A 25,607-nucleotide genomic window follows, 5' to 3' on the forward strand; every position below is an offset into this window, starting at 1 on the left:
CTCCCTTCACGCGCTTGCCTGTTTAATGGCAGCGCGAATGCGCTGATAGGTCCCGCAGCGGCAGACGTTTCCCGACATGGCATCGTTGATATCCTCGTCGGTCGGTCTGGGGTTTTCGGACAGCAGCGCGGCGGCGGACATCAGTTGCCCTGACTGGCAGTAACCGCATTGTGGGACCTCAAGCTCAATCCACGCCTGCTGAAGCGCCTTGCCGTGGGCAAGCGTATCCAATGCTTCGATCGTCGTAATTTGGCTGTCTCCCACCATCTCTATCGAAGTGATACATGAACGTGTGGGAGCACCGTCGACGTGAACGGTGCAGGCGCCGCAAAGAGCCTGGCCGCATCCAAATTTGGTGCCCGTCATGCCGAGGATGTCCCGGATCACCCAGAGAAGCGGAGTGTCACCGTCCACGTCTACCGAGTGTGTGCGTCCGTTGATTTGGACCGTAAAATTCATGGTCGTGCTCCGGCTTCACCTCTTGCTTGGCAAAAGATGGCCGGATTAGCGGCAAAGATAAACGTGCTGTCCGTGCACTGGGTGTATAGCTGCGCTGAACAATAGCTGCAAAAATTGGAGGTAGGCGATGAGTGAACGGTCACCTTGCAGCGTGATGTGCGCGATGCAGCGGAAATCGGTTGAAGGCAGCAATATCGACGTCACCGCACGTCTCGGTCTCAGGCCGGGCGCAGTGACGCGCGAGCAGGAAGCCGGCGTTCACTTTGTGGCCGAATGTCTAGCCGGATCCACAACAGGGAATGCAGTGGGTACCAGCGAGCTCAATCGAGCCGCCGTTCAACGTGACCCTTCCGATCGACGCGGAGCGGTGGGCCGGTCTCGATCCCGCGCGTCGGTCCCAGGCCCAAATCGCAGCAGAAAGATCGACCTGACGTGCGCCGACTATAACAATCCCGAATTGCCTGCTCTGGCGTTCGGGCGACTGAGTTTGTGGCGCCGCCTTGCTGCGGCGCCACATGTGCTTGAGTGCGTGAGCGCTTAGGTGCGCGGCTTCAGATTTTCCGGGTCGTAGATTGGCTTGTAGCCGACGCCGACGACCTCCACCGGATAGCTCTCGGCAAAATACTCGACATTCAGCTTGCGTCCGACCTGGCAATGCGACCACGGCAGATAGGCCAAGGCAATGTTCTTTCCGACCGTCGGGCCGTAGGCAATCGAGGTGGTGTAGGACCGGCGGCCAAGCTCGTCGACCAGGACCTCTCCCGTGGCGGGATCGACAACCGGAAGGTTTCCGACGGGATAACGCTTCACGCCTGTCTTGTCGGTATTCTCGGTCATCACGAGCGTGCAGAGCATGGCGGGCTGGTGCTCACGCGCCTTGTATTCCAGATGCTTTGCCTTGCCGCGGAAATCGGCTTCCTTGACCTTCGGACGGGCGAGATCGGCTTCGATCAGGTTGTACTGGGTCAGGAGGTCGGCGTTCTGCAGGCGCAGGCTCTTTTCCATGCGGCGCGAGTTTGCATAGGTTTCCACACCGAAGGCCATCACGCCGGTCGAGCGCAGCGCATCCCAGACGGCGAGGCCGTCTTCGTACTTCATGTGCAGTTCCCATCCCTGTTCGCCGACATAGGAGATGCGGAAGGCGGTGACGGTCTTGCCGGCGATTTCGATCGGCTTGATCGCTGCGAAGGCGAAGTTTTCCTGATCGAGACCGACCGGATCGGCAACCACCTTCTTCAGCGTCTCGCGCGCATTCGGTCCCCAGATGCCGATCGTCACGAATTTTTCCGAGACGTCGGTGATCGTCACATCAAGGCCGCGATCCTGGGCGACGCGCTTCATATAGTGCAGGTCGCGCGGGCCGGCATCGGCGCCGTTGACGAGACGGCAGCGGTCGGCCATGCGGAAGACGGTGAAGTCGGCGCGCACCATGCCTTCGTCGTCGAGGAAGTGGGTGTAAACGCCTTTGCCGATATTGGCATCGCCGCCGATCTTGGCAGCGCACAGCCATTCCATCAGCTCGACATGGTCAGGTCCTTCGATATCGACCATGTGGAAGTGGCTGAGATTGACGATGCCGCAATCCTCGCTCATCGCCAGATGCTCGGCATTCGACACGCGCCAGAAATGCCGGCTGTCCCATTCGTTCTCGCGAACGGGCACACGGTCGCCGTATTTTTCCAGCAGGTGCTCGTTGGCGGCGTAGCCGTGCGCACGCTCCCAGCCACCCAGCTCCATGAAGTAGCCGCCCAGCTCCTTTTCGCGCTCGTAGAAGGGCGAGCGCTTGGCATTGCGGCCGGATAGATAGGGTTCGCGGGTGTGGACAGCCGGGAAATAGATCTTCTGGGCGGCTTCGTAGCAGCGGCCTTCGATGAACTCTTCGGTCAGCTGATGCGGATAGAAGCGGGCGTAGTCGATGCTGTTGTGGTCGATTTCCGTGCGGCCATCGGTCATCCAGTCGGCGATCAGCTTGCCATAACCCGGGCCGTCCTTGACCCAGATGGCAACGCAGTACCAGAGACCGCGCACCTTCTGGCTCTCACCGCAGGATGCGCCACCGCCGGCGGAAACCTGCAGCAGGCCATTGAAGGAGTGACCTTCGTTATAACCGAGTTCGCCGAGGATCGGCGTCAGTTCCATGGCGCGCTCGAGCGGCTCGAGGATCTGTTCCATCTCGAGGTCACGCTGCGAGGGCGAAAGCCGTGCCTCGTGTTTTTCGAGAAGCTCGCGCGGATGGCACATGCGCGGATTGGTGGCTTCGTAATAGCCCCACTCGATCTGGCCGCCCTCGGTCGTCGCCGGGTCGCCGGTATCGCGCATATAGGCCGAGTTGCCCTGGTCGCGCAGCAGCGGGAAGCCGATTTCCTTGCCGGTGCCTTCGAACTCGTTATAGGGGCCGAAGAAGGTGAGCGGGTGGTCGACCGGCATGACCGGCAGGTCTTCGCCGACCATCTCGGCGATCAGGCGTCCCCAGAGGCCGGCGCAGACGATGACGTGGTCGGCCATGATCGTGCCGCGATGGGTGACGACGCCCTTGATGCGGCCGCCTTCGACGATCAGCGATTTGGCCGGCGTATTGCCGAACACCTGCAGCTTGCCGGCCTTTTCGGCGGCATCGACCAGCTTGCCCGCAACGGTCTGCGAGCGCGGAATGACCAGGCCGGCATCCGGATCGAAGAGGCCGCCCATTACCTGATCTTCCTCGATCAGCGGGAACTTTTCCTTGATCTCGGAGGGGCTGACATAATGGGCGCGCGTGCCGAAAGCGCGCGCCGAGGACAGCTTGCGCTTGATTTCCTCCATCCAGGCATGGTCGCCGGTGCGCGCCACTTCGAGGCCGCCGATGCGCGCATAATGGCCCATCTTCTCGTAGAAATCGACCGAATATTGAGTCGTCCAGACCGACAGATAGTCGTGGCTCGTGGTGTAACAGAAGTCCGAGGCATGGGCTGTCGAGCCGATATCGGTCGGGATGCCCGACTTGTCGATGCCTACGATATCGTCCCATCCCCGCTCGACGAGATGATGCGCGATGGAGGCACCGACGATGCCCCCGAGCCCGATGATGACGACCTTTGCCTTTTCCGGAAATGCTGCCACGTGCTGTTCCTTCTACTTATGGCACGAATTAAATAACCTAGCCGCGCTTGGTTTGCGCTTCACGCATGAGATCCAGGAGCCATGTCAGCCTCGTAAGCGTGTCACGTTTACCGAAGCTGCAAAACCCCCAGGCCTCTTCGCAAGGAAGCTGAGATGAGGGCATTATGCCTAAGGCTCATGATCGTCATTGGTCCTACGCCGCCGAGTAACGGCGCAATTGCGCTAGTCCGGATCGCCGCTGAAGCAAAGCGCCTCCCCGTCACGCCGCCGAAATCGCCTGGAGCCGGTCGATATCGACGCGCACGATATCTTCCGATACAGGCTCGCGATTGTGCAGCCGGAACCATTCCATCGCTTCGCGCACCCGGTCCCCATGCGGCGGTGGATAGGCGCCCAGTCCGAGAACCCATTCGCGCACGGTTTCGCGCTCCATCCGCCCGCCCCGGTATCGGTCGCAGACGGTTTTCGCCGAGGCGACGAGATCATTGATGCTTTTCACGAGCTGCCCCTCAATGCACGGAAGGTTCTTCGTCTTCGAGAAAGGATTGGATGCCGTCGCGGGCCACCACCGCCAGGAATTCGTCGAAAGCCTCCCGGTCGGTCGCAAACGGCTCGTCCCAGCGGATCAGATCTTCAGACTGGGTGACGACCTCCATCGTCCAGTCCTCGTTGCTGCCGGCGGTTCGAAAGATATCGACGAGCACGGTAATCCCCTCATCGGTGAATTCCCCCGCCAGTTCGGAATGCTCCAATTTCTGCTTCTTTGTCATTCAGCCGCCAGCGCCGGGAGGGGCGTCGTTTTTGAGATATTCTTCATATTGAACCGTCTCGGTCTCGTCCGTGTCTATAGAAGCCGACGCCGGTTTTGCCAAGCGAACGCCGGCGCCGCCGCCATTCTCCGCGATGAAAAGCACGCCGGCGTCTTCCAGGGCGCGCTTGATATGCCGCAGCGTTCGCTCGTCAGGGGAAAGCCTTCCTGCCTCGAAACCGGCAATCGTCGCCTTGGTTATCTGAGAGGCTGCGGACAGATCCTGCTTGGACCAGGCGATGAGAGCACGCGCGGCACGGCATTGGGCTGGAGACAGCATGAATATCCACCTGGCATTGAGACCCTGATCTGGCGCTGGGACAGCTCTATAAAAATGTGAGCGCGCCCGCAGAAGGCAAGCCGATGCAATTGCTCCGACCTTCGATGCCTAGCCTCATTGGGCGATGGGGTGGGTTGATTGACTGCATATTATTAGAGTCTAATTTACTGCCCTTTTATCACGCCCGGGAGGCAACGATGCGTGAGCCAGATATGCAGAAACTCGATGCACTTGTCGGCCGTCTCGTCGGCGATGTCGGCGCCGCCATGTCAGGTGCCTTGGTCGTGCTTGGCGACAAGGTGGGGCTCTTCAAGGCGATGGCGGACGGGAAGCCGGTGAGCGTTGAGCAGCTTGCCGCCAAGACCGGGATCAAGGAGCGCTATGTCCGGGAATGGCTCAGCGCCCAGGCGGCTGCGGATTATATCGTTTACGATGAAAAGACCGATCGCTTCAGCCTGACGGCGGAACAGGCGATGGTGTTTGCCGAGGAAAACAGCCCGGCCTTCTTCGTCGGCGCCTTCGAGGTCGTGCAATCCATGTGGATGGACGAGCCGAAGGTCACCGAAGCCTTCCGCACCGGCAAGGGTCTCGGCTGGCATGAACACAGCACCTGCCTGTTCCGCGGCACCGAGCGGTTTTTCCGGCCGGGCTACAACAGCCATCTCGTCAACGAATGGATTCCGGCGATTGCCGGGATGGAGGAGAGGCTGAAAGCCGGCGCCAATGTCGCCGATGTCGGCTGTGGTCACGGCGCCTCGACAATCCTGATGGCGCAGGCCTATCCCGCCTCGCATTTTACCGGCTTCGACTATCACAGCCCGTCGATCGAAAGAGCCAAGGCCGCCGCCAAAGAGGCCGGCGTCGCCGAGTCACCTTCGAGCAGGGCAAGGCGGCGGAATTTCCGGGTCGCGGCTATGATATGGTCGCCATGTTCGACTGCCTGCACGACATGGGTGATCCTGTCGGCGCCGGCCGGCATGTCAAGGAGACGCTGGCGCCGAACGGCACCTGGCTGATCGTCGAGCCTTTTGCCCATGACCACCTCAAGGACAATCTCAATCCTGTCGGACGCGTCTATTACGGCGCCTCGACGATGATCTGCACGCCGGCATCGCTCTCCCAGGAGGTGGGGCTCGGGCTTGGCGCCCAAGCGGGGGAAATGAGGTTGCGCAAGGTGGCGCTCGACGCCGGCTTCAAGCATTTCCGCCGGGCGACCGAAACACCGTTCAACATGGTGTTCGAAGTCCGGGCCTGAGAAGCCGGCGGCGGGGCGGCCGGCGCTATTTCGGCCGGCCGATGCTGGCATACATGCCAGTCGTGCGGAATTCGGTGGGATTGGTGCCGTAGACGCGGCGGAAGACCTTCGAGAAATAATTGGCGTCCTCGAAGCCGCACATGATGGCGACTTCCTTGACCGGCAGGAAGTCCGCCTTGGTCAGCAGCTTGACGGCGCGCTGCAGCCGCTGCTGCAGCACGAATTCGGCCGGCGGCACACCTTCGCTCTCGGCGAAGCTGCGGGAGAAATGGGCGCGGCTGAGGCCGACGATGGCGGCGAGTTCATTGACCGGCAGCGGCTTGTCGAGATTGGCATTGATATGGTCGATCACCGGCTGCATCAGGCTGAGCTCGGCGGCAAAGGCCGATGAGCCGAAGACGTCGTCATAAAGCGCCATCGCCGCTTCATAGGCGATCGCCGAGGCGGCGCCCGGCGAGGTCGCGCCCTTGACGAGGCGCAGGCTGCAATCGGCGAGATGATCGATGGTCGAAGGCTGCAGTTTCAAGACCGGGCCGGCGGTGGACAGCACCAGCTGGTGGATGCGCAGGGTTTCCTCGCCATTCATCGAGATCCAGAAATACTCCCAGCGTTCGCCCTTCTCCAGCCAGTAGCGGTGATTGTGCGGGACGAGCACCAACAGCGTGTCGCCGCCCTGGAGGCGATAATTGCGATTCAAATAGCGCAGCCGGCCGCTGCCGCTGATCGTGTGCTGCAGCACCGTGAAGGGCGTCTGGCCGCGCCGTCGACCGTCCCAGTCATAGGTTTCGTTCTCCCGCACTTCATAGCCGGCGCTGGTCGGCATGGCGTGCAGACGCTGGCGGCCGCGGGGCAGCGAAACCGTCCTCATCGACTGTCCGTTGGCGATCAAATCCTGCAGCACAAAATTACCCCTGAAAGCATAATCCTTCTCTGGTCGGCCCGCCGGATTCGGGCATAATCCCGCTCAACAAAAAGAGGAGAACGCGGCCGATACGGCGGCCGGGAGGAAAACAGGCAGGTTTTACGGCTTTTTCAACCACATGCGCCGGCATGCGGCCTGATCCCTCACAACCATCTTTTCTCTAGCATTCCATTGGGTCGAGGTGAAGATCATGAGTTTCAAAATCGCTATCATCGGTGCGGGCAGCGTCGGTTTCACCAAGAAGCTGTTCACCGACATATTGTGCGTGCCGGAGTTCCGCGACGTCGAGTTCGCGCTGACCGATCTCAGCGAACACAATCTCGAAATGATCAAGGCGATCCTCGACCGCATCGTCGAGTCGAATGGGCTGCCGACCAAGGTGACGGCGACGACCAACCGGCGCCAGGCGCTGGAAGGGGCGCGCTATATCATCAGCTGCGTGCGCGTCGGCGGGCTCGAGGCCTATGCCGACGATATTAGAATCCCGCTGAAATACGGCATCGACCAGTGCGTCGGCGATACGATCTGCGCCGGCGGCATTCTCTACGGCCAGCGCAACATCCCCGTCATCCTCGACTTCTGCAAGGATATCCGGGAGGTCGCCGAGCCGGGCGCGAAATTCCTCAACTATGCCAATCCGATGGCGATGAACACCTGGGCGGCGATCGAATACGGCAAGGTCGACACCGTCGGTCTCTGCCACGGCGTCCAGCACGGCGCCGAACAGATCGCCGAGGTGCTCGGCGCCAAATCGCTTGGCGAGCTCGACTATGTCTGCTCCGGCATCAACCACCAGACCTGGTTCATCGACCTGCGCCTCAACGGCCGCAAGATCGGCAAGGACGAGCTGGTGGCCGCCTTCGAGGCGCATCCCGTCTATTCGCAGCAGGAGAAACTGCGCATTGACGTGCTGAAGCGTTTCGGCGTCTATTCGACGGAGAGCAACGGCCACCTTTCGGAATACCTACCCTGGTACCGCAAGCGGCCGGAGGAAATTACCCGCTGGATCGACATGTCCGACTGGATCCACGGCGAGACCGGCGGTTATCTCCGCTATTCCACCGAAACGCGCAACTGGTTCGAGACGGAATTCCCGCAATTCCTGGAATCCGCCGGCAAGCCGATCGATCCGGCCAAGCGCTCGAACGAACATGCGAGCCATATTCTCGAGGCGCTGGAGACCAACCGGGTCTATCGCGGCCATTTCAACGTCAAGAACAATGGTGTCATCACCAACCTGCCGGCCGATGCGATCATCGAATCGCCGGGCTTCGTCGACCGCTTCGGCATCAACATGGTCTCCGGCGTCACCCTGCCGGAAGCCTGTGCGGCCACCTGCATTGCCTCGATCAACGTCCAGCGCATGTCGGTGCATGCCGCGATCTCCGGCGACATCGATCTGTTGAAGCTTGCCGTGCTGCACGATCCGCTGGTCGGCGCCGTCTCGACGCCGGAGGAGGTCTGGCAGATGGTCGACGAGATGGTCGTTGCCCAAGCGCGCTGGCTGCCGCAATATGCCGAGGCCGTGCCGGCCGCCAAGGAGCGGCTGTCGAAATCCAAGGTGCAGACCCGAGACTGGGCCGGGGCCGCACGCCGCAGCGTCCGCTCGATCGAGGAACTGCGCGCGGAAAAGGCGGCGCTGAAACAGGCCGGCTGATTTACGTGAAGGATGGGTCGTCATGGATTTCCGGGAGGGAAATCCATGACATCAACCCGCCGTCACGCCGTTCGAGGAGAAAGGAGCCGGCTGCCCCCGTGCTCCGAAACAAGAGGGAGAAACGATGATGAATTTCCGCAAAGCAGGCATTCTGGCCGGACTGGCGCTCGGCGTCTCGGTCTTGGCGCTGCATGCCCATGCTTCCGAACCGACCGTGCCGCCGGTGCCGCCGGAATTTCCGGCCGAAGGCAAGATCAACTATGTCGCGCGCGACTCCATTCTGGAGTTCAAGGCGCTGCCCGAATATCACGAGCCCGACTGGGTGACGAAGAATTTCGTCTCCGCCGGCAAGCTTCCCCCCGTGAAGGATCGTCTGCCGAAGGAGCCGATGGTCTTCAAGACGGGCAATATGCCCGATGGCGTCGGCGTCTACGGCGATACGATGCGCCATGTCATCGGCGGCCGGCCGGAAGGCTGGAACTACGGCGCCGGCCAGACGCAGGGCTGGGGCGGCATCGATATCGGTCTATCCGAATGCCTGACGCGCACCGCGCCGCTGTTCCAGGTGAAAGCCCAGGACACCGAGCCGCTGCCGAACCTGGCCAAGAGCTGGGATTGGTCCGAGGACGGCCACAAGCTGACCATGCATCTGATCGAAGGCGCCAAATGGTCGGACGGCGCGCCCTTCAATGCCGACGACATCATGTTCTACTGGGACGACGAAGTGATCGACCCGAACGTCTCGCCGCTCGGCGGCGGCGCATCGCCTGAGGCTTTCGGTGTCGGCACGACGCTGAAGAAGATCGACGACTACACGGTCGAATGGACCTTCAAGGAGGCCTTCCCGAAGCAATATCTCTACACGATGGCCTATCCGAACTTCTGCCCGGGTCCGTCGCATATCCTGAAGCCCCAGCACCCGAAATACTCGAAGAACACCTACGACCAGTTCAAAAACGCCTTCCCGCCGGAATATATGAACATGCCTGTGATGGGCGCCTGGGTGCCGGTGGAATATCGCTCCGACGACATCATCGTGCTGCGCCGCAACCCCTATTACTGGAAGGTCGATGAGAAGGGCAACCAGCTGCCTTATCTCAACGAGCTGCACTACAAGCTCTCGACCTGGGCCGATCGCGACGTTCAGGCCGTGGCAGGCTCCGCCGATATCTCCAACCTCGAGCAGCCGGAAAACTTCGTCGCCTCGCTGAAGCGGGCCGCCGAAAAGACCGCGCCGGCCCGGCTTGCCTTCGGGCCGCGCCTGATCGGCTATAACCTGCGGATGAACTTCTCCGCCAATGGCTGGGGCAACCCGGATGAGCGCGGCCAGGCGATCCGCGAGCTCAACCGCAACGAGGACTTCCGCAAGGCCGTCACCATGGCGCTCGACCGCAAGGCGATCGGCGACTCGCTGGTCAAGGGGCCGTTCACGGCGATCTATCCCGGCGGGCTTTCCTCCGGCACCAGCTTCTACGACCGCAACTCCACCGTCTACTATCCCTTCGATCTCAAGGGCGCCAAGGCCGAGCTTGCTAAGGCCGGCCTCAAGGATACCGACGGCGACGGCATCGTGAACTTCCCGGCCGGCACGGCGGGCGGCAAGAATGTCGAAATCGTCATGCTGGTCAACAATCAGTACACGACCGACAAGAGCCTTGCCGAAGGTGTGGTCGGCCAGATGGAGAAGCTCGGGCTGAAGATCGTCCTCAATGCACTCGACGGCGCCAAGCGTGACGATGCGCATTATGCCGGCCGCTTCGACTGGCTGATCCAGCGCAACACCACGGAACTGTCGTCGGTGGTGCAGAATACCGAGCAGCTCGCCCCGGTCGGCCCGCGCACCAGCTGGCAGCATCGCGCCGGCAAGGATGATCAGCTCGATCTGATGCCCTTCGAAAAGGAACTGGTCGACGTCGTCAACAAGTTTACGACGAGCCAGAACAATGACGAGCGCGTCAATCTGATGAAGCAGTATCAGAAGATCTCGACCGAGCACGTCAACACCGTCGGACTGACGGAATATCCGGGCGCGCTCATCATCAACAAGCGCTTCTCGAACGTCCCCCAGGGCACACCGATCTTCATGTTCAACTGGGCTGAAGATTCGGTGATCCGCGAACGCCTGTGGGTGGCCGCCGACAAGCAGGGCAAATACGAGCTGTTCCCCGAGCAGCTGCCCGGCAAGCCCGGCGATAAGGGTCCGATCAACTAATGTGAAAAAAACGCACGTCGCACCTCGTGCGACGTGCGGGAAAAAGTTCCCTCCCAGCTGAAGCGAGAGTCAGGCCGCGCGTGGCGCGCGGCCTGATATGACCAACAAGCCGGCCGCGCCGACAAGGAGCGACTGGCAGCAAGGAGAAGCGGACCGTCCGATGTTACGATTCCTGCTCGTGCGCATAGCCTCCGCGATCCCCGTTCTGTTCATCCTGAGCGTGGTGACCTTCGCGATCATCCAGGCTCCGCCCGGTGACTATGCCGATTACATAAGATCCCAGCTGATCAACCAGGGCGGCGCCTCCTACGCCCAGGCCGAAGCGCAGGCGCAGGCCTACCGGGTCGAGCACGGCCTCGACAAGCCGCTGGTCGTGCAATACGTCAACTGGATCGGCGGCATCGTCACCCGCGGCGATTTCGGCTACAGCATGTTCTACAACAAACCGGTTGCCGACGTCGTCGGCGAGCGCCTGCCGCGGACATTGCTGCTGGCCCTCGTCTGCCACATCTTCGCTTCCGTGCTCGGCATCGGTTTCGGCATCTGGGCGGCGACGCGCCAGTACAGCTGGATCGACAGCCTGCTTTCGGGAATTTCCTTCCTCGGCATGACAGTGCCGCGCTTCCTGATGGCGCTGATCATCGTCTATCTCCTGGTCTTCCAGTTCAACGTCTCCGAGATCGGCAGCTTTTTCTCGCCGCAATATGGCGGCGCGCCCTGGTCCTGGGCGAAATTCGTCGATCTCGTCCGCCATGTCTGGCCGGTTGTAGCGATCGCCACCTTCGGCGGGCTTGCCTACAATATGCGCGTCATGCGCGGTAATCTGCTCGACACGCTGAATGCCCAATATGTCGAAACCGCCAAGGCCAAAGGTCTTACGGGCGGGGCGGTGGTGATGCGCCACGCCGTGCCGAACGCGCTGCATCCGCTTGTCATGTATCAGGGCGTCGTGCTGCCCTACATGCTGACCGGTGAGATCGAAACCGCGATCATCTTCGCGCTGCCGACCGTCGGGCCGGCGATCGTCGGCTCGATGGCGGTCGGCGACGTCTACGTCACCGCGACCTTCATGATGGTGCTGTCGGCAACGCTGATCGTCGGCAATATCATCGCCGACATGCTGCTTGCCTTGCTCGATCCACGCGTCCGCCAATTCGGAGGAGCCTGAGATGCTTGCCTTCGACTCTTCCGACACGCCTCCGACAACCGAGCGCGCGATCAAGAAGCCTCCGCACGGCAATGAGAGCTATCTGGCGCTCGTCTGGCGCCGGCTGCGGCGCTCCTGGACCGGCATGGCCGGGCTGGTACTCGTCGGGCTGCTGCTCCTGATGGCGGTCTTTGCCGATTTCTTCGCGCCGATGGATCCGAAGGCGACCGATGTCGGCTTCGCGCCGCCGCAGGTGATGAGCTTCCACGACAAGGACGGCAATTTCGTCTTCCAGCCGCGGGTCTATGCGCTTTCGGATTCCGAGGAGCTCGACCCGGTCACCTTCCAGCCGATCGTCGGCATGGATTACGACAATCCGCGCCTGCTCGGCTTCTTCGTCAAGGGCGCCGAATACAAGCTGTTCGGCCTCATTCCGGCCGACCGCCACTTCTTCGGCTCGACCGACGGCCAGCCGGTGCATTTCCTCGGCACCGACAAGTTCGGTCGCGATGTGCTGTCGCGCGCCATCATCGGCTCGCGCATCTCGCTGATGATCGCGCTGACCGTCGTCTTCATCGTCACCCTGATCGGCACGACCGTCGGCATGGTGTCGGGCTATTTCGGCGGCACCTTCGATATCTGGCTGCAGCGCTTCGTCGAGCTGGTGCTCGCCTTCCCGCAGCTGCCGCTCTATCTGGCGCTGACCTCGCTGATCCCGGTGACGGCGCCGACCAATGTCTTCCTCGGTTTCGTGATCGTCGTGATGTCGGCGCTCGGCTGGGCGCAGATGTCACGCGAGGTGCGCGGCAAGACCCTGGCGCTCGCCCGCATCGACTATGTGAGGGCGGCGATGGCCGTCGGCGCCACCGACCGGCGCATCATCATGCAGCATATTTTCCCGAATGTGATGAGCCACGTCATCGTCGCGGTGACGCTGGCCATACCGAGCGTCGTGCTCCTGGAATCCTTCCTCGGTTTCTTAGGCTTTGCCGTCAAGCCGCCGCTGATCTCCTGGGGGCTGATGCTGCAGGATACGGCGACCTACTCGGTCATCGGTTCCTATCCCTGGATTCTCTCCCCCGTCGGCTTCGTGCTCGTCACCGTCTTCGCCTTCAATGCGCTCGGCGACGGACTGCGCGATGCTGTCGACCCCTATTGAGGTGATTGATATGGCTCTTTCCCTGGTCAATTCCTTCGCCCCACCCGTCCGTCATGACCATGATGGCCGGTCGGAAACGCCGATCATCGATGCGCGCAACGTGGCGGTGAATTTCAAGGTCGAGCATGGCATGGTCGAAGCCGTCAAGGACGTGTCCTTCCAGCTCTATCGCGGCGAGACGATCGCCATCGTCGGCGAATCCGGCTCCGGCAAATCGGTGACGGCGCGCACGGTGATGGGGCTCTTGTCGAAACGTGCCGTCGTCTCCGACAAATCGACTGTTTCCTATGACGGCAGCAATATCCTGAAATTCTCCGAGCGGGCCCGCCGCAAGCTGCGCGGCGACCGGATCTCGATGATCTTCCAGGAGCCGATGAGCTCGCTGAACCCGATCTATACGATCGGCAGCCAGATCGTCGAGGCGATCCGCGTGCATCGGCGCATGAGCCGCAGGGATGCGCAAAAGCGGGCGCTGGAACTGCTGGAACATGTGCAGATCCCCGATCCCGCCGCTAGGCTCATGCAATATCCACATCAGCTTTCCGGCGGTCAGCGCCAGCGTGTAATGATCGCCATGGCGCTCGCCAACGATCCCGATGTGTTGATCGCCGACGAGCCGACGACGGCGCTCGACGTCACCGTGCAGGCGCAGATCCTCAACCTGATCCGCAACCTGCAGAAAGAGTTGGGGATGGCGGTCATCCTCATCACCCACGACCTGACGGTGGTGCGGCAGTTCTCCGACTACGTCTATGTCATGCAGCATGGCGAAGTGCGCGAGCACAATGTCACCGAAGCGCTGTTTGCCAATCCGCAGCACGCCTATACCAAACACCTGCTCGCCTCCGAACCGCGCGGCCAGGCCAATCCGCTGCCGGAGGGATCCGATATCATCCTCGACGCCAAGGGTGTGCGCGTCGGCTTCATGATGCGCCACGGCACTTTCCTGAAGCCGGAGATGCGCGAACTCGTCGCCGTCGACAGCCTGAGCCTGACGCTGCGCCGCCACGAGACGCTCGGTCTCGTCGGCGAATCCGGCTCCGGCAAGACCACCTTCGGCCAGGCGATCCTGCGGCTCAACACGCCGCAGGCCGGCGAAATCCATTTCGACCGCCAGCCGATCCACGGCCTCTCCCGCGCCGAGATGCGCCCCTTCCGCGCTCGCATGCAGATCGTCTTTCAAGATCCGTTCTCATCGCTCAACCCACGCATGACGATCGGCCAGATCATCGAGGAAGGCCTCGTCGTCAACCGGCTCGGCGCCACCAGGGCCGAGCGGCAGGACCGGGTGCGCGAGGCGCTTGTTGCCGCCGGCATGCCCGGCAATATCCTCTCGCGTTTCCCGCATGAATTTTCCGGCGGCCAGCGCCAGCGCATCGCCATTGCTCGCGCCATCGCGCTGGAGCCGGAATTCATCCTGCTCGACGAACCGACATCGGCCCTCGACCTCTCCGTCCAGGCGCAGATCATCGAACTCTTGCGCAAGCTGCAGGACGAGCGGGGCTTGAGCTACCTCTTCATCTCCCACGACCTCAAGGTCGTCAGGGCGCTCTGCCACCGCGTCATCGTCATGCAGCATGGCAAGATCGTCGAGGAAGGTCCCGTCAACGAAGTTCTCACCCATCCCAAGACCGCCTACACCGAACGGCTCGTCAAGGCCGCTTTCGAGGTAGCATGATTGACCCGCATGCCGGAGGTTATAATGGCTGCAAATCCCAAAATCACGTTCATCGGAGCAGGCTCCACCGTCTTCATGAAGAACATCATCGGCGACGTGCTGCAGCGTCCGGCGCTCTCGGGCGCAACGATCGCCCTTATGGACCTCAATCCGCAGCGGTTGGAAGAAAGTGCCATCGTCGTCAACAAGCTGATCTCGACGCTCGGCGTCAAGGCCAGGGCCGAGACCTATTCCGACCAGCGCAAGGCGCTGGCCGGCGCCGATTTCGTTGTCGTCGCCTTCCAGATCGGCGGCTATGAGCCCTGCACCGTCACCGATTTCGAGGTGCCGAAGAAATACGGGTTGCGCCAGACGATCGCCGACACGCTCGGCGTCGGCGGCATCATGCGCGGCCTGCGCACCGTGCCGCATCTCTGGAAGGTCTGCGAGGATATGCTCGCCGTCTGCCCGCAAGCGATCATGCTGCAATATGTCAACCCGATGGCGATCAACACCTGGGCGATTGCGGAGAAATACCCGACCATTCGCCAGGTCGGCCTCTGCCACTCGGTGCAGGGCACGGCGATGGAGCTCGCCCACGATCTCGACATTCCCTACGAGGAAATCCGCTACCGCGCCGCCGGCATCAACCACATGGCCTTCTATCTCAAATTCGAGCATCGCCAGGCCGACGGCTCCTACCGCAACCTGTATCCCGATCTTTTGCGCGCCTATCGTGAGGGCAGGGCGCCGAAGCCCGGCTGGAATCCGCGCTGCCCGAACAAGGTGCGCTACGAGATGCTGACGCGGCTCGGCTATTTCGTCACCGAAAGCTCGGAGCATTTCGCCGAATACACGCCCTATTTCATCAAGGAGGGCCGCGAGGACCTGATCGAGAAATTCGGCATTCCGCTCGATGAATATCCGAAGCGCTGCATCGAGCAGATCGAGCGCTGGAAGGGCCAGGCGGAAGCCTATCGCAGCGCCGACAAGATCGAGGTTCAGCCGTCGAAGGAATATGCCTCCTCGATCATCAACTCGGTCTGGACCGGCGAACCCTCGGTGATCTACGGCAACGTCCGCAACAATGGCTGCATCACCTCGCTGCCGGACAATTGCGCCGCCGAAGTGCCTTGCCTGGTCGACGCCTCAGGCATCCAGCCAACCTTCATCGGCGACCTGCCGCCGCAGCTGACCGCGCTGATCCGCACCAATATCAACGTGCAGGAGCTGACGGTGCAGGCGCTGAAGACGGAAAATCGCGAGCACATCTACCACGCCGCGATGATGGACCCGCACACGGCCGCCGAACTCGACCTCGACCAGATCTGGTCGCTGGTCGACGACCTGCTCGCCACCCACGGCGACTGGCTGCCGGAATGGGCCCGCACATCGAAGAAAGTCCAGGCCGCCTGACCTCTTTCTCCCGGGTTAGGCATCAAGGAGCCCCGCGGTGTGGCAACGACCGCGGGGCTTTTGCTTGGAGGCGCCTGTCGGCATTTATTTGCCGAAAACTCTAAATCCCCGACCCATCGAGCTGCTCGTCGTCATCGCCTTCCCAGGGCGAAGGCATCGAGGTGCGATTGGCCGATGGCATCGGCATCCAACACTTCAACTCCGGCTCGGCATATTCGATGATGTGCCCGGGCGAGGAATCCGAGGCGCGCCAGCCTTCTCCCGCGAATTGATCTCCATGCGACCAATAGGCGAGATCAACTTCCGCCGGCCCCTGCTCGGACGCCCGGATCGTCACCAGGATCCGACTGCCGTCCTTCGGTGCGGTTGCCATATTGCGCCAGCGGTCTGGGTCATCCATCGATTTTTCCTCCTGCCTTGCTGCTGGGGCAAGTGTTGCTTCGTCATCGACAGCGGTCAACCCAAACTTTATGGACTCTCTGTCATGAATGCCGCCAGTCGGGAAAACGTTTCCGGGCGAGATTCACCAGCGGCTGCAGTGTCTCGTGCATGGCTGCTTCGAACGCCACGGGATCCGCAAAGGTCTCGGACGTTATTCCAAGATCGTCAAGATATTCTTCCCTCATGTCTTCCATCTTCGGTATTGAAGCGTCGAATGCTGCCTTCAGGGCGCTAAGATGTGCACGGGCGACGGACGGTATCAGGCCAGGATCTGGCACGCCCACGCCCTTCCTGAGGTTGATTTCCGGCACGACGGGAACGAGGTTCCACAGTCTGTCGTGGGCCACGAAGCGGCGCGGCACGAAGTGATCGAGATGAAAGTTCTCGGGATCTAGTGGCGTCCCTGTGTAGAGACATGTGGAGGATGTCTTCCGCATCGCGTTCTTCCAGAATAGGCGTTGGTTCCGGAGACCCGGCCTTTCCTCCTCCCGCAGCTTGAGCGATATCGCGGGCACATTCGGGTTGCGCCGCTGCAAGTAATTTATGTATGCCATGTCGGCCCATCCATCGAGGAGAGCCATGTTGCTAGCCACATATCCTTTGAATGTCCGGTCGAGCCTCAGGCCGTCTGTCTCCACATCGTAAGGCAGATAGATCGCGCACGCAGCGCTTGAGATGGCTGTTCGTCCCAGTTTTACATCAAGCGGCGGCTTCCTGCCGGCGACATGGAACCAGGGTCTGAGAAAAACCGAAAGCGGCCACCGGAAAATCCGCTCCTGCGTCTGTCGCCCGAGATCAAGATGCGGGAGCGCCTGCTGAAATGTGCCGTAGAGACGAACGTCTTCGGGAACAGCATCGAGGAGCTGGGAGAGCTGGTCGGTCTGACCGAGCGTGTGACGGAAGCGGGCGACGGGTATCCAGATTGACTCGAGGATACTGCGCAGGAGGGCATCGAACGGAACGAAATCGGATCCTCCTGCCTGCACATGGCGGAGAATCGCCTTGACGAGAACTATCTTGTAAGAAGCAGTCGTGTGGTCGAGGGTCTGTCCGAGGAGCTCTCCATGGACGGGCCCCTTATCAGGCAGTGTCAACAGCACCTCCACGGCTCAGTCAAGATCAGCGTATTCCATCCATTCAGATTTGAATAGAGCGGGCGAGAAAGAACGCTCCGGCCCGCCCAGAACACACGACGATAAATGCAAGTCCTGGCCAAAAGCGTTGTGAAACTGAACACCTCTGGCGCCTTGCAGCGGTTCAGGGCATCCTATGATGGCTGAACATTGTGTTTTATGGCAGTTGGAGGAAGGCCGATGCGTTGCTTTACCGTGCTTGGACCCTCGCAGACCGGAAAATCGACAGTCGTGGAAAAGCTCGGCTCACTGGAGGGGACGCCGAGAAAATCCAGCTCCCCTTATGGATTGAACCTGACAGAGTTCACCTTCGGAAACGAGGCGTGGTGTGCACTGGATGCGCCAGGACCCAACGAAGCATTGGCGCATGCGCAGCACGCGCTTCTTGCCAGCGACGCCTGCATATTGTGCGTTTCATCGGCACCCGAGGAGGCCGTGCTCGCCGCGCCCTATCTCAGGATCGTCGAAGCCTCGGGGACGCCTTGCATCCTCTTCGTCAACCGGATGGACGAACCGAGAGGGCGGTTGAGGGACGTGATCGCCGCGCTTCAAGACTACGCCAGCCACACCCTTTTGCTTCGCCAGATCCCGATCCGCGAGGGGGACAGGATCATTGGCAGTTGCGATCTAATTTCGGAGCGGGCGTGGCGCTATCGGGAAGGCCAGCCTTCGGCGCTGATCGCAATCCCCGAAAGCACTGCCGAACGCGAGCACGAAGCGCGCACCGAACTCCTGGAACACCTGTCCGAATTTGACGACTGGCTTCTCGAGGAACTGATCGAGGACCGAGAGCCATCCAGCGACGCGCTCTATGCCATTTCATCACGGGTTCTCAGGGAAAACAGGATTATCCCGGTGCTGATCGGTGCTGCAAGTCACGGCAACGGCATGATGAGGCTGATGAAGGCGCTGCGCCACGAGGCGCCGCCGGTGGGGGTTCTTCGGCAGCGTCTCGCTCAAACGGGAACTGTCGATGAAGGCAAGCTGGTGGCCGTCAGCTTCCATGCCTATCATCGCCAGAATGTCGGCAAGACGGTGCTGGTGCGCGCACTTGGCGAGGGACTGCGGCAAGGCGCATCTCTCGGCGGCTCCGGCCTCGGCGCCGTCCAAAATCTCGCAAACGGGCGGTCCAATTCGGCGGTTCTGCCGGCACCCGGGGATGTCTTCGCCACCGTCAAGTCCGACCACCTGCCCGTCCCTTCGCTGTTGGCCTCCGGCGCGGTGGTCGCCCCGCCTGAGTGGACGGAACCGCCCACGCCGATGCTTGAAAGGATCCTGGTTCCGGGCAGCGAGCGCGATGAAAACAAACTTTCCGAAACGCTGGCGAAACTTTCCGAGACGGATCGCGGTCTGAAAGTCTTGCAGGAGGAAGGCACGGGCGCTCAACTCGTCCGCGCCCAAGGGCCGGTGCATCTGCGTGATCTCTGCCGAACGCTGGCCGAAGTCTTTCACATCTCCGTGACCGAGCGGACGCCCAGCCCGATCTACCGCGAGACGATCGCCAAACCATCGGAGGTTCATTACCGCCATCGCAAACAGACCGGCGGCGCCGGGCAGTTCGCGGATGTGAAGTTGAGCATTCACCCCAACGAGCGCGGCCAGGGCTTCACCTTTGGCGAAACCGTCAAGGGCGGCGCCGTTCCGCGCAATTACTTCCCCGCCGTCGAAGCGGGCGCGCGCGAAGCGATGGAGAAAGGACCCCTGGGCTTCGAAGTCATCGATGTCGGCGTAACGCTGTTGGATGGTCAGCACCATGCCGTCGACAGTTCGGAACACGCCTTCCGGACTGCGTCGAAAATGGGGGTGCGACAGGCGCTTTCTGAAGGATCCCCCGTCTTGATGCAGCCGGTCTTCCGCACCGAGTTCCACATCCCGTCGGTCTATTCAGGCAGCCTCGTCCAGATCGTTGCCGCTCTCAACGGCCAGGTTCTCGGCTTCGACCGTGATGAAACCGCCAAGGGATGGGACATCTTCCGGGCGCTCGTTCCGGGCGGCGCACTTGAAGATCTGGCGCGGGCGCTGCGCTCGGCGACGCAGGGCATTGGCTATTTTTCCAAGAACTTCGATCACTTCGAGGAACTATACGGCAAGGAAGCGGACGCCATCCTGAGGGCAAAGGAGAAAGCGGGCACCGCCCACTGAAATGTTGGCGGCACTTCAAGGCGCCCAAGCACGGTCGGATCGAACCGAGCTCAATGGGGCGGCCGCAGCATCGGCACGAGCGTCGGCGATGACCCGGCCTGGATCGCGCCGAGCGGTTCGAAACCGTAGCGCCGGTAGAACGGAATGTTGCGCGGGTTCGAGGATTCCAAATAGGCTGGCGCGTTATCGCGATCGCACCTTGCGAGTGCGTACACCATCAAGGCGTCGCCGTGACCTTCGCCTTGATGCGCCGGGTCGACGCCGATCAGGGGCAGATACCAATGTGGTTCCGTCGGGTGATACGTGGCCATCTGCTCGAATATGACCGTGGTTTCGGGGGTGAGAGAGGGTGCAACGGTGCTTGCGAGCACCGCGCCAAGTCCTTCCTCGTCAGAATGCACCCCGGGCGGCAGCCACAGCGCCGCCCCGGCGTAACCGTCGGTGCAAAAGGCGCTTCCGTTGGAGAAGGCGCTGCTCCCGAACGCCCGGATCATTCGCGGCATGGCCGCAAGGTACTGGTGTGCATTGGGCCAGGTCCATCGCGCCATAGGATCGGCTGCAAACGCCAACAACACCGTTTCGACCGCAAGATCTTCCTCGGCCGCGGCCATCAATCTCACTGTTGGGCTCACACTGGCCTCCTAAGTTAGGTGGTCGGACTAGGCGCCTACACCCGTTCTCAGCCACGCATCGTAACCCGGATGGCGTGGGAGCGACACCGGTTGCTGCGGGCTCAGCGGTTCCGGCTTCGCTTCGGTCCATTCTGGCCCTCGACAGGAGCGAAAGGAAGTTGCGGAATGCCTGCTCAAGTTCAATTCGGAACGGATGACGGCTCTCACTGCCGACGGCCACGAATATCCCGAGGATCCAATTCGAGGATCGATCTCGCTCCAGACCTACATAGGCAAGCTCGTCGCGGCTCATCGTGACGCGTCCTGATGGTCGAGCAAGTTCGGAAAATCTACCGTCTCAACGTCGTAGTCCAGCACCTCTTGGAACATATCGGCCGCGACGCGGACCCTTCAAAAGGAAGGAACTCTCATCGAATTGGCAAGTTTCATCATCAGCGCCCTCAGTCCCGGCTGAGATGCTTCGGTGACCGCAGCGTCAAGCGGGAACCAGGCCTTCTTGCGGATCGTTTTCTCCGGATAGTCGTCCGAAATACCCGTCACCTCGAGAAGGTGAACGGCGACATGGTAGCGATGCGGGGTGCTGTCCTTCCGGTAGGTAAGGGAGCCAAATACCGCTCTGTCGACACTGCCGATGACGCCTGCTTCTTCGAACGACTCGCGGCTCGCGGTGAGGTCGCTGCTCTCGCCGGCGGCGAGATGTCCTTTCGGCACGCCCCACCTGCCGTTCCGACGGCTCCCGACCATGAGCACTTCAAGTCGTCCGTCGCCGGCCCTGCGATAACAGATCGCGCCCGCCTGCGCAATTTCGCGGGCGAGATCGCCGCTCGGGGACTTATTGTCGTTTGCGAGCATAGCCGTTTTAGATTTCTTTCTATTTCATCAGGTCGCAGTAACACCGTACTATGACAGTCAGATCCGCGTTGGAAGTCCGTCGTCAAGCAGGAGGAGTTCATCATGTCGTCAGAAACCGAAATCAAACTTGATCTGTCACATGAAGCCTTCGATGCCTTGATTGGTTCCGATCTCCTGGGCGAACCCGCTGAGGTTGTCCAGCAAAGCTCTGTTTACTTCGATGCCGCCGACCGCAGGCTTTGGAACAATGGCTACACCCTTCGCATACGGAAGGTAGAGACCGCGAGAACGCAAACGGTAAAGGTTACTGGCCCCAGTCGTGCACTTTTTGCCAGATCGGAATGGGAGACCCCCGTCGAAAACGACGAACCCGTCCTCGACCACACAAGCCCGCTTTTGGCAGAGTTTGGTGGCGAGCTGAAGCTTGTACCTCTGTTCGACGCGGTCTGCGAAAGACGGCTCTGGAAGGTGGAAGAAAATGGTTCTCGGATCGAGGTCGCCGTCGATGCCGGACAAGCTGTTTCAGGGGACCGGCTCTCTCCTTTCCTCGAAGCTGAGATCGAGCTGAAGGACGGCAGCTCCAACGACTTGTTCGTGTTCGCCAGAAAAATCGACGCAGTCGCCGGGTTCAGGATCGGCGTCCGGTCGAAGGCAGAGCGAGGCTTCGGCCTGATCGAGGCGCAGAAGACAGCGTACAAGTCGGAGCCTGTGGATCTTGATCGGAATATGGATGCCGCCGTGGCCTTTCGAGCCATCTCGCTGTCGTGTTTCCGCCAGTTCCGATTGAATGAAGAGGTTCTCCTTCATCGGCGCAACCCGGAGGCGCTTCATCAAGCGCGGGTGGCGCTGCGGCGTCTCCGTTCGGCTTTTTCGCTGTTCAAGCCAATCATTCCCGGAAACGAGCCGCTGCGGCTGAAGGATGAGCTGCGCTGGCTAGCAGTCGTACTCGGCGAGGCGCGCAACGTCGACGTCCTTCTGACGAAAGCGACGGACCCTGATCTCGTGTTCAAGCTCAAGTCGGCTCGGGAAAGTGTTTACCGCGACGCTATCGATGCTCTGAATTGTTCGCGGTCTCGGACCTTGATGCTCGACCTGTTCGATTGGCTGGAGTGCGGCGACTACCTTCCTAGCAACGGCGCGGCGTCAGTGGCGATTCCCAGCGCTCGGGGCTTTGCAGAACGTGTATTGGACAAGCAGCGGAAGCGGCTGAAGAGGGACGGCGGCTCCTTGGCGACGCTTGACGACGACCACAGACACGAGGTTCGCAAGGATGCGAAGAGATTCAGATACGCCGCCGAGTTTTTCGCCTCACTCTTCGACGACGCGCGGGGCGTCCGTCGTCATAAGAAATTTCTTGCGGCCATGGAAGCGCTTCAGGACGATCTGGGTGCATTGAACGACCTGGTAACCGGCCCGGAGGTTCTGGACAAGCACGGTCTGTCCGGACATCCGGCGAAAGATTCGGTCATTTCCCATGCGGACAAGGAAGCCCTGATCGAACGAGCGCAAGCATCTCTCGATGACGTTCTCGACAGCGAGCGTTTCTGGCGATAGCAGCATGCATCTTCGATAGCTCGCGCGCCCCAAGAACGCTTTAAGGTGAGTGATTACTGGGCTTAATCCTTAAGGCGGTCCATATTGCGAGACCAAGGGAAAGAAATCACCGGTTTCTGCGCAACGGGCGTATGTTCGCTTGGTGCTTCCTGTTCAGCAGATCCGGCATCGCGCAGTGCCTCGCGAAGAGCCTGACCTTGCGGATGATCGCCGAAGTGCTCCAGAAAGCTCGAAATCGGCCATCTCGTCTCAGTGCCGCCGGAGGCGTCGTTGGCGCGATGGATCACGATATGCTGGTCCGCAGTTCCGTTATGTCCGAGATACCATTTGTCTCCGTTTGTGCTCGCTGCAAATTCCTTTCGTGCTTCTCGCATTTCAGCCTCCTCTGATGGTGCCCATTATTGTGCCGTTTCCCGGCGCACTGTTGCCGATTTATGGTTTCGGCAAGTGCAGCAACGGGCTTGAGTGAACGGCTTGGTCGCTCTGCCGGGCTACCCCGATGATATAAAGCAGCAGGTTCATCTGCTGGGGGCATTCCGACGCCGTGTCACTGAGTTGCAGGCAGTTCATGGCACGGAGCGTCGATGACTTCCTGCGCCGCCGATGCTTGCGCGAGGGCGATGAGTGTCTGTTCAGGCGCCGGGGGCGCCTTAACCACAACAGCTGAACGGATCCCCTGGATCGACTTGCGATTTTTTTCGAACTCCGCGGATGATTTCGAGGACAGTGGTGTTTTTCCAAAGTGCCGGCTGAGTTCGATGGAAAGGGCGGCAGGCGAGGTCATTCCATCATTATAAAGATTGAACAGCAATTTGACGGCGATGTTGTAATATTTCGGATCTGCGAGGCTACTTGTGGAATCGTATCCGGCGTCGTCGAGGACGCCTTGCAATACAGCCAGGTCAGAGGTCCGCACAGATATGTGGAGATTGGAAGACATGCTGTCCTCCTTCAATTTGGGGCGAAGGCAACAACCGACCTCCACGCAGTAGCGCCCTGAGAAACAGCTACTGAAGACCTACCATGCGCCTAATCAACACGGCTGGCAAACTGTATATTCCGGGGGGCAGCAAAAAGCGGTCAGGCCTGTGAGTGTTCGCGCCTCCGCCATTCCCGCCCGAGCCACCCATCACTGTGCATTGCGCCTGAATATGCACGCACCACTTCTGCAAAGCGGGCGAGGGCGAGGTTCTTCTAGGAAAGATTAAGAACGAACTAAAGGAAAATGCAGCCACTGTTTGACATGAGGTGCTGTCGAGGCGGATCATCCTTCATTGGATCAAAGCTCGTGCATCAGCTTCGCTATACTCTTGCGGTCGAAAGGTATGTCGCGACCGTGAGCGCGGATGCGTAGAACTATCTCGAGCGGGATAGGGGACAATGCCTTCAGGTAATCGACAGCATCTCGCATGGTCGGGAAGGTCTTTTCCTCAGTGAAGAATTCATCCCGAACGAATGTAACGGTGGTTTCACTCTCACCGTATATAGCGAAGGTTTCTTTGGCGCTGAAGTTTTCGCTCATCTCATCTGCTCCGATTGCAAGCAAACCATCCGGCTGCAGCACCGGCGGTAGCGCCCACAGCAATCCCGAGTGGAATGTTCCCGAGAATGGCGGCACCAAGAACCACTCCTAGTCCCACGCCTATCCCGGCACCTAGTGCCATTTGTCCCTGCGGTTTGTTGGCCGCGCTCGCTCGCGGCCGGGCGCCGCCGCAATGTCACCTATGGCTGCCCCGGCGCGAAAAAAGCCGGACGCGCCGCCGCCACGATTGCCACGGTGATGAAATAGCTAGCCCGGGTTTCATGCCTTTCGCGGCTGTTTGCTCCGTGTTGCTCATGCGGAGAACAACATCGATGAAGTATAGAAGTTCCAGCCGAGTATCGCGGTGGAGACGGGAGGGCGTTTTGCCTCGGCCGCGATCGCAGGGAAGCGATCGGTCCAATCGTGGCGCCGCGCGTGAACACGGACGTCGGACGGCTCGATGTGGACAGCCAGGCGAGAGCCGTCCCATTTCAATACCCGTGACCTACAGAGACCGAATTGTCTCGACGAGCCGCTGCAAATCTGTTGGCTTGCCGAGATTCAAAGCATCGGCAAAGAGGAATGCCGATGCCAATCCCGTTTTGTCATACGCTGTGGCGAGGACATACGGCACTTTGAGCGTCTTTAGATGAAGTGCTACAGGTACAACATTCTCGCGGCCCAGATTGAAATCTAATACCGCTGCATCGGGCCGTTCACTGTTGATCAAATCAATCGCCTCCGTAACTGTTGCCGCTGGCCCAAGCACCAGAAATCCTCCTGCCTCGAGTGCGTCTTGGAGTTGGTGTGCAATAAAAAATTCGTCCTCGACGACCAGCACGGAGTGGATGCGTTCTGCCATTTCCCTCACATCGTTGTTTTGCCCAGGGCACGACTCAAAGTTCTGCGCCCGCTCTAACTTGTCAGATCGGCCTCAGTTCCTTACTTGTTGTCTCCAAGCATCTCGTGGCTCTCGTTCATTGGCTTTAATCCCGGCGACTTGGCGCATCAGGAATTGATTTAAAAGTATTGGGGGCCACCGTCGCCAAGTCATTCATCGCGGCGTATAGTGACCGAATGGGTAGCGATGAGACGCCGGCCGAGATGGCCTTAAGGCACGTACTCGAGGGCGAGAAGCACATCGCTGACCAGATCGCTTTGATTGAGCGGTGGCGCCTCATGGGTTTACCGACCGAAGACGCTGCGGATTTATTGGAACGCTTCCACCTGTTGCAGGCCCAGCACGAGGAGCATCTGCGC

General features: G+C 60.6%; 22 protein-coding genes and 2 pseudogenes. 9 read left to right on the forward strand and 15 right to left on the reverse strand.

Annotated features, from left to right (window positions below):
- Positions 1 to 6: 6 nt before the first annotated feature.
- The 5 genes from C4N04_RS07040 to C4N04_RS07065 all read right to left on the reverse strand — a co-directional run bounded on the left by C4N04_RS07040 (position 7) and on the right by C4N04_RS07065 (position 4,646).
- Positions 7 to 459, reverse strand: a complete 453-nt coding sequence (locus C4N04_RS07040) for a (2Fe-2S)-binding protein (protein ID WP_106795684.1) — start codon at positions 457 to 459, stop codon at positions 7 to 9.
- Between the two features lie 537 nt (positions 460 to 996).
- Entirely contained in the window at positions 997 to 3,558 is a 2,562-nt protein-coding gene (locus tag C4N04_RS07045; protein ID WP_106795685.1) for an FAD-dependent oxidoreductase, read from the reverse strand.
- Between the two features lie 259 nt (positions 3,559 to 3,817).
- Positions 3,818 to 4,057, reverse strand: a complete 240-nt coding sequence (locus tag C4N04_RS07055) for a hypothetical protein (RefSeq protein WP_106795687.1) — start codon at positions 4,055 to 4,057, stop codon at positions 3,818 to 3,820.
- 10 nt (positions 4,058 to 4,067) lie between these two features.
- Positions 4,068 to 4,328: a hypothetical protein gene (locus tag C4N04_RS07060; protein WP_106795688.1), complete on the reverse strand. Its 261-nt coding sequence runs from the start codon at positions 4,326 to 4,328 to the stop codon at positions 4,068 to 4,070.
- Complete coding sequence (locus C4N04_RS07065; RefSeq protein ID WP_106795689.1) at positions 4,329 to 4,646, reverse strand: hypothetical protein; 318 nt, start codon at positions 4,644 to 4,646, stop codon at positions 4,329 to 4,331.
- A gap of 197 nt (positions 4,647 to 4,843) precedes the next feature.
- Here C4N04_RS07065 and C4N04_RS07070 point away from each other — a divergent pair.
- A pseudogene (locus C4N04_RS07070) lies at positions 4,844 to 5,901 on the forward strand (methyltransferase domain-containing protein).
- 25 nt (positions 5,902 to 5,926) lie between these two features.
- On the opposite strand, the gene C4N04_RS07075 reads toward C4N04_RS07070, so the two are convergent.
- Positions 5,927 to 6,769 carry an AraC family transcriptional regulator gene (locus C4N04_RS07075; protein ID WP_106795856.1) on the reverse strand — a complete coding sequence of 281 codons (843 nt, stop codon included), beginning with the start codon at positions 6,767 to 6,769 and terminating at the stop codon, positions 5,927 to 5,929.
- A gap of 244 nt (positions 6,770 to 7,013) precedes the next feature.
- Here C4N04_RS07075 and C4N04_RS07080 point away from each other — a divergent pair, with 244 nt between their 5' ends.
- The 6 genes from C4N04_RS07080 (at position 7,014) to C4N04_RS07105 (ending at position 16,071) form a co-directional block, all read left to right on the forward strand.
- Positions 7,014 to 8,480 carry an alpha-glucosidase/alpha-galactosidase gene (locus C4N04_RS07080; RefSeq protein ID WP_106795690.1) on the forward strand — a complete coding sequence of 489 codons (1,467 nt, stop codon included), beginning with the start codon at positions 7,014 to 7,016 and terminating at the stop codon, positions 8,478 to 8,480.
- Between the two features lie 124 nt (positions 8,481 to 8,604).
- Positions 8,605 to 10,692 carry an ABC transporter substrate-binding protein gene (locus C4N04_RS07085; RefSeq protein WP_086156550.1) on the forward strand — a complete coding sequence of 696 codons (2,088 nt, stop codon included), beginning with the start codon at positions 8,605 to 8,607 and terminating at the stop codon, positions 10,690 to 10,692.
- Between the two features lie 160 nt (positions 10,693 to 10,852).
- The gene (locus C4N04_RS07090; RefSeq protein WP_106795857.1) at positions 10,853 to 11,860 is read left to right on the forward strand and encodes an ABC transporter permease; all 1,008 of its coding nucleotides are present in this window, start codon (positions 10,853 to 10,855) and stop codon (positions 11,858 to 11,860) included.
- A gap of 1 nt (position 11,861) precedes the next feature.
- On the forward strand, positions 11,862 to 12,998 hold the full coding sequence (locus C4N04_RS07095; RefSeq protein WP_086156552.1) for an ABC transporter permease: 1,137 nt from the start codon (positions 11,862 to 11,864) through the stop codon (positions 12,996 to 12,998).
- A gap of 10 nt (positions 12,999 to 13,008) precedes the next feature.
- Entirely contained in the window at positions 13,009 to 14,676 is a 1,668-nt protein-coding gene (locus C4N04_RS07100) for an ABC transporter ATP-binding protein (RefSeq protein ID WP_086156553.1), read from the forward strand.
- A 24-nt stretch (positions 14,677 to 14,700) separates the two neighbouring features.
- The gene (locus C4N04_RS07105) at positions 14,701 to 16,071 is read left to right on the forward strand and encodes an alpha-glucosidase/alpha-galactosidase (RefSeq protein WP_106795691.1); all 1,371 of its coding nucleotides are present in this window, start codon (positions 14,701 to 14,703) and stop codon (positions 16,069 to 16,071) included.
- A 100-nt stretch (positions 16,072 to 16,171) separates the two neighbouring features.
- Here C4N04_RS07105 and C4N04_RS07110 read toward each other — a convergent pair whose 3' ends face one another.
- Positions 16,172 to 16,471 (reverse strand): hypothetical protein, encoded by a 300-nt coding sequence (locus C4N04_RS07110; protein ID WP_106795692.1) that lies wholly within the window; start codon positions 16,469 to 16,471, stop codon positions 16,172 to 16,174.
- Positions 16,472 to 16,553: 82 nt separating this feature from the next.
- Complete coding sequence (locus tag C4N04_RS07115) at positions 16,554 to 17,606, reverse strand: HNH endonuclease domain-containing protein (protein WP_106795693.1); 1,053 nt, start codon at positions 17,604 to 17,606, stop codon at positions 16,554 to 16,556.
- A gap of 219 nt (positions 17,607 to 17,825) precedes the next feature.
- Here C4N04_RS07115 and C4N04_RS07120 point away from each other — a divergent pair, with 219 nt between their 5' ends.
- Positions 17,826 to 19,787: an elongation factor G gene (locus C4N04_RS07120; RefSeq protein WP_106795694.1), complete on the forward strand. Its 1,962-nt coding sequence runs from the start codon at positions 17,826 to 17,828 to the stop codon at positions 19,785 to 19,787.
- Between the two features lie 50 nt (positions 19,788 to 19,837).
- On the opposite strand, the gene C4N04_RS07125 is transcribed toward C4N04_RS07120, so the two are convergent.
- Together C4N04_RS07125 and C4N04_RS07135 are read right to left on the reverse strand one after the other, a co-directional pair.
- A complete protein-coding gene (locus C4N04_RS07125; protein ID WP_106795695.1) occupies positions 19,838 to 20,398 on the reverse strand; it encodes an N-acetyltransferase in 561 nt (186 codons plus the stop codon).
- 411 nt (positions 20,399 to 20,809) lie between these two features.
- Positions 20,810 to 21,271: an NUDIX hydrolase gene (locus C4N04_RS07135; protein ID WP_106795696.1), complete on the reverse strand. Its 462-nt coding sequence runs from the start codon at positions 21,269 to 21,271 to the stop codon at positions 20,810 to 20,812.
- A 102-nt stretch (positions 21,272 to 21,373) separates the two neighbouring features.
- Between C4N04_RS07135 and C4N04_RS07140 the strand changes: the two genes are divergently transcribed.
- Positions 21,374 to 22,825 carry a CHAD domain-containing protein gene (locus tag C4N04_RS07140; RefSeq protein WP_106795697.1) on the forward strand — a complete coding sequence of 484 codons (1,452 nt, stop codon included), beginning with the start codon at positions 21,374 to 21,376 and terminating at the stop codon, positions 22,823 to 22,825.
- A 62-nt stretch (positions 22,826 to 22,887) separates the two neighbouring features.
- Here C4N04_RS07140 and C4N04_RS07145 read toward each other — a convergent pair whose 3' ends face one another.
- The 5 genes and pseudogenes from C4N04_RS07145 to C4N04_RS07165 form a co-directional block, all read right to left on the reverse strand.
- Positions 22,888 to 23,199: a hypothetical protein gene (locus C4N04_RS07145; protein WP_077990374.1), complete on the reverse strand. Its 312-nt coding sequence runs from the start codon at positions 23,197 to 23,199 to the stop codon at positions 22,888 to 22,890.
- A 173-nt stretch (positions 23,200 to 23,372) separates the two neighbouring features.
- A complete protein-coding gene (locus C4N04_RS07150; RefSeq protein WP_009994560.1) occupies positions 23,373 to 23,765 on the reverse strand; it encodes a hypothetical protein in 393 nt (130 codons plus the stop codon).
- Positions 23,766 to 24,104: 339 nt separating this feature from the next.
- Positions 24,105 to 24,446: a hypothetical protein gene (locus C4N04_RS07155; RefSeq protein WP_225880864.1), complete on the reverse strand. Its 342-nt coding sequence runs from the start codon at positions 24,444 to 24,446 to the stop codon at positions 24,105 to 24,107.
- 255 nt (positions 24,447 to 24,701) lie between these two features.
- Positions 24,702 to 24,842, reverse strand: a pseudogene (locus C4N04_RS32085) (ATP-dependent DNA ligase); the annotation flags it as partial.
- A gap of 10 nt (positions 24,843 to 24,852) precedes the next feature.
- Positions 24,853 to 25,209, reverse strand: a complete 357-nt coding sequence (locus C4N04_RS07165; RefSeq protein ID WP_086156556.1) for a response regulator — start codon at positions 25,207 to 25,209, stop codon at positions 24,853 to 24,855.
- Positions 25,210 to 25,607: the final 398 nt, after the last annotated feature.

It is taken from the genome of Rhizobium sp. H4, from assembly GCF_003013335.1.
Lineage (GTDB): Bacteria > Pseudomonadota > Alphaproteobacteria > Rhizobiales > Rhizobiaceae > Rhizobium > Rhizobium sophoriradicis.

Coding starts and splice junctions, on each gene's coding strand:
- C4N04_RS07090 (WP_106795857.1), top strand. CDS start 10,853: ATGTTACGATTCCTGCTCGTGCGCATAGCCTCCGCGATCCCCGTTCTG.
- C4N04_RS07075 (WP_106795856.1), bottom strand. CDS start 6,769: ATGAGGACGGTTTCGCTGCCCCGCGGCCGCCAGCGTCTGCACGCCATG.
- C4N04_RS07150 (WP_009994560.1), bottom strand. CDS start 23,765: ATGTCTTCCAATCTCCACATATCTGTGCGGACCTCTGACCTGGCTGTA.
- C4N04_RS07145 (WP_077990374.1), bottom strand. CDS start 23,199: ATGCGAGAAGCACGAAAGGAATTTGCAGCGAGCACAAACGGAGACAAA.
- C4N04_RS07105 (WP_106795691.1), top strand. CDS start 14,701: ATGGCTGCAAATCCCAAAATCACGTTCATCGGAGCAGGCTCCACCGTC.
- C4N04_RS07120 (WP_106795694.1), top strand. CDS start 17,826: ATGCGTTGCTTTACCGTGCTTGGACCCTCGCAGACCGGAAAATCGACA.
- C4N04_RS07065 (WP_106795689.1), bottom strand. CDS start 4,646: ATGCTGTCTCCAGCCCAATGCCGTGCCGCGCGTGCTCTCATCGCCTGG.
- C4N04_RS07040 (WP_106795684.1), bottom strand. CDS start 459: ATGAATTTTACGGTCCAAATCAACGGACGCACACACTCGGTAGACGTG.
- C4N04_RS07140 (WP_106795697.1), top strand. CDS start 21,374: ATGTCGTCAGAAACCGAAATCAAACTTGATCTGTCACATGAAGCCTTC.
- C4N04_RS07085 (WP_086156550.1), top strand. CDS start 8,605: ATGATGAATTTCCGCAAAGCAGGCATTCTGGCCGGACTGGCGCTCGGC.
- C4N04_RS07100 (WP_086156553.1), top strand. CDS start 13,009: ATGGCTCTTTCCCTGGTCAATTCCTTCGCCCCACCCGTCCGTCATGAC.
- C4N04_RS07080 (WP_106795690.1), top strand. CDS start 7,014: ATGAGTTTCAAAATCGCTATCATCGGTGCGGGCAGCGTCGGTTTCACC.
- C4N04_RS07125 (WP_106795695.1), bottom strand. CDS start 20,398: ATGGCCGCGGCCGAGGAAGATCTTGCGGTCGAAACGGTGTTGTTGGCG.
- C4N04_RS07060 (WP_106795688.1), bottom strand. CDS start 4,328: ATGACAAAGAAGCAGAAATTGGAGCATTCCGAACTGGCGGGGGAATTC.
- C4N04_RS07095 (WP_086156552.1), top strand. CDS start 11,862: ATGCTTGCCTTCGACTCTTCCGACACGCCTCCGACAACCGAGCGCGCG.
- C4N04_RS07165 (WP_086156556.1), bottom strand. CDS start 25,209: ATGGCAGAACGCATCCACTCCGTGCTGGTCGTCGAGGACGAATTTTTT.
- C4N04_RS07135 (WP_106795696.1), bottom strand. CDS start 21,271: ATGCTCGCAAACGACAATAAGTCCCCGAGCGGCGATCTCGCCCGCGAA.
- C4N04_RS07110 (WP_106795692.1), bottom strand. CDS start 16,471: ATGGATGACCCAGACCGCTGGCGCAATATGGCAACCGCACCGAAGGAC.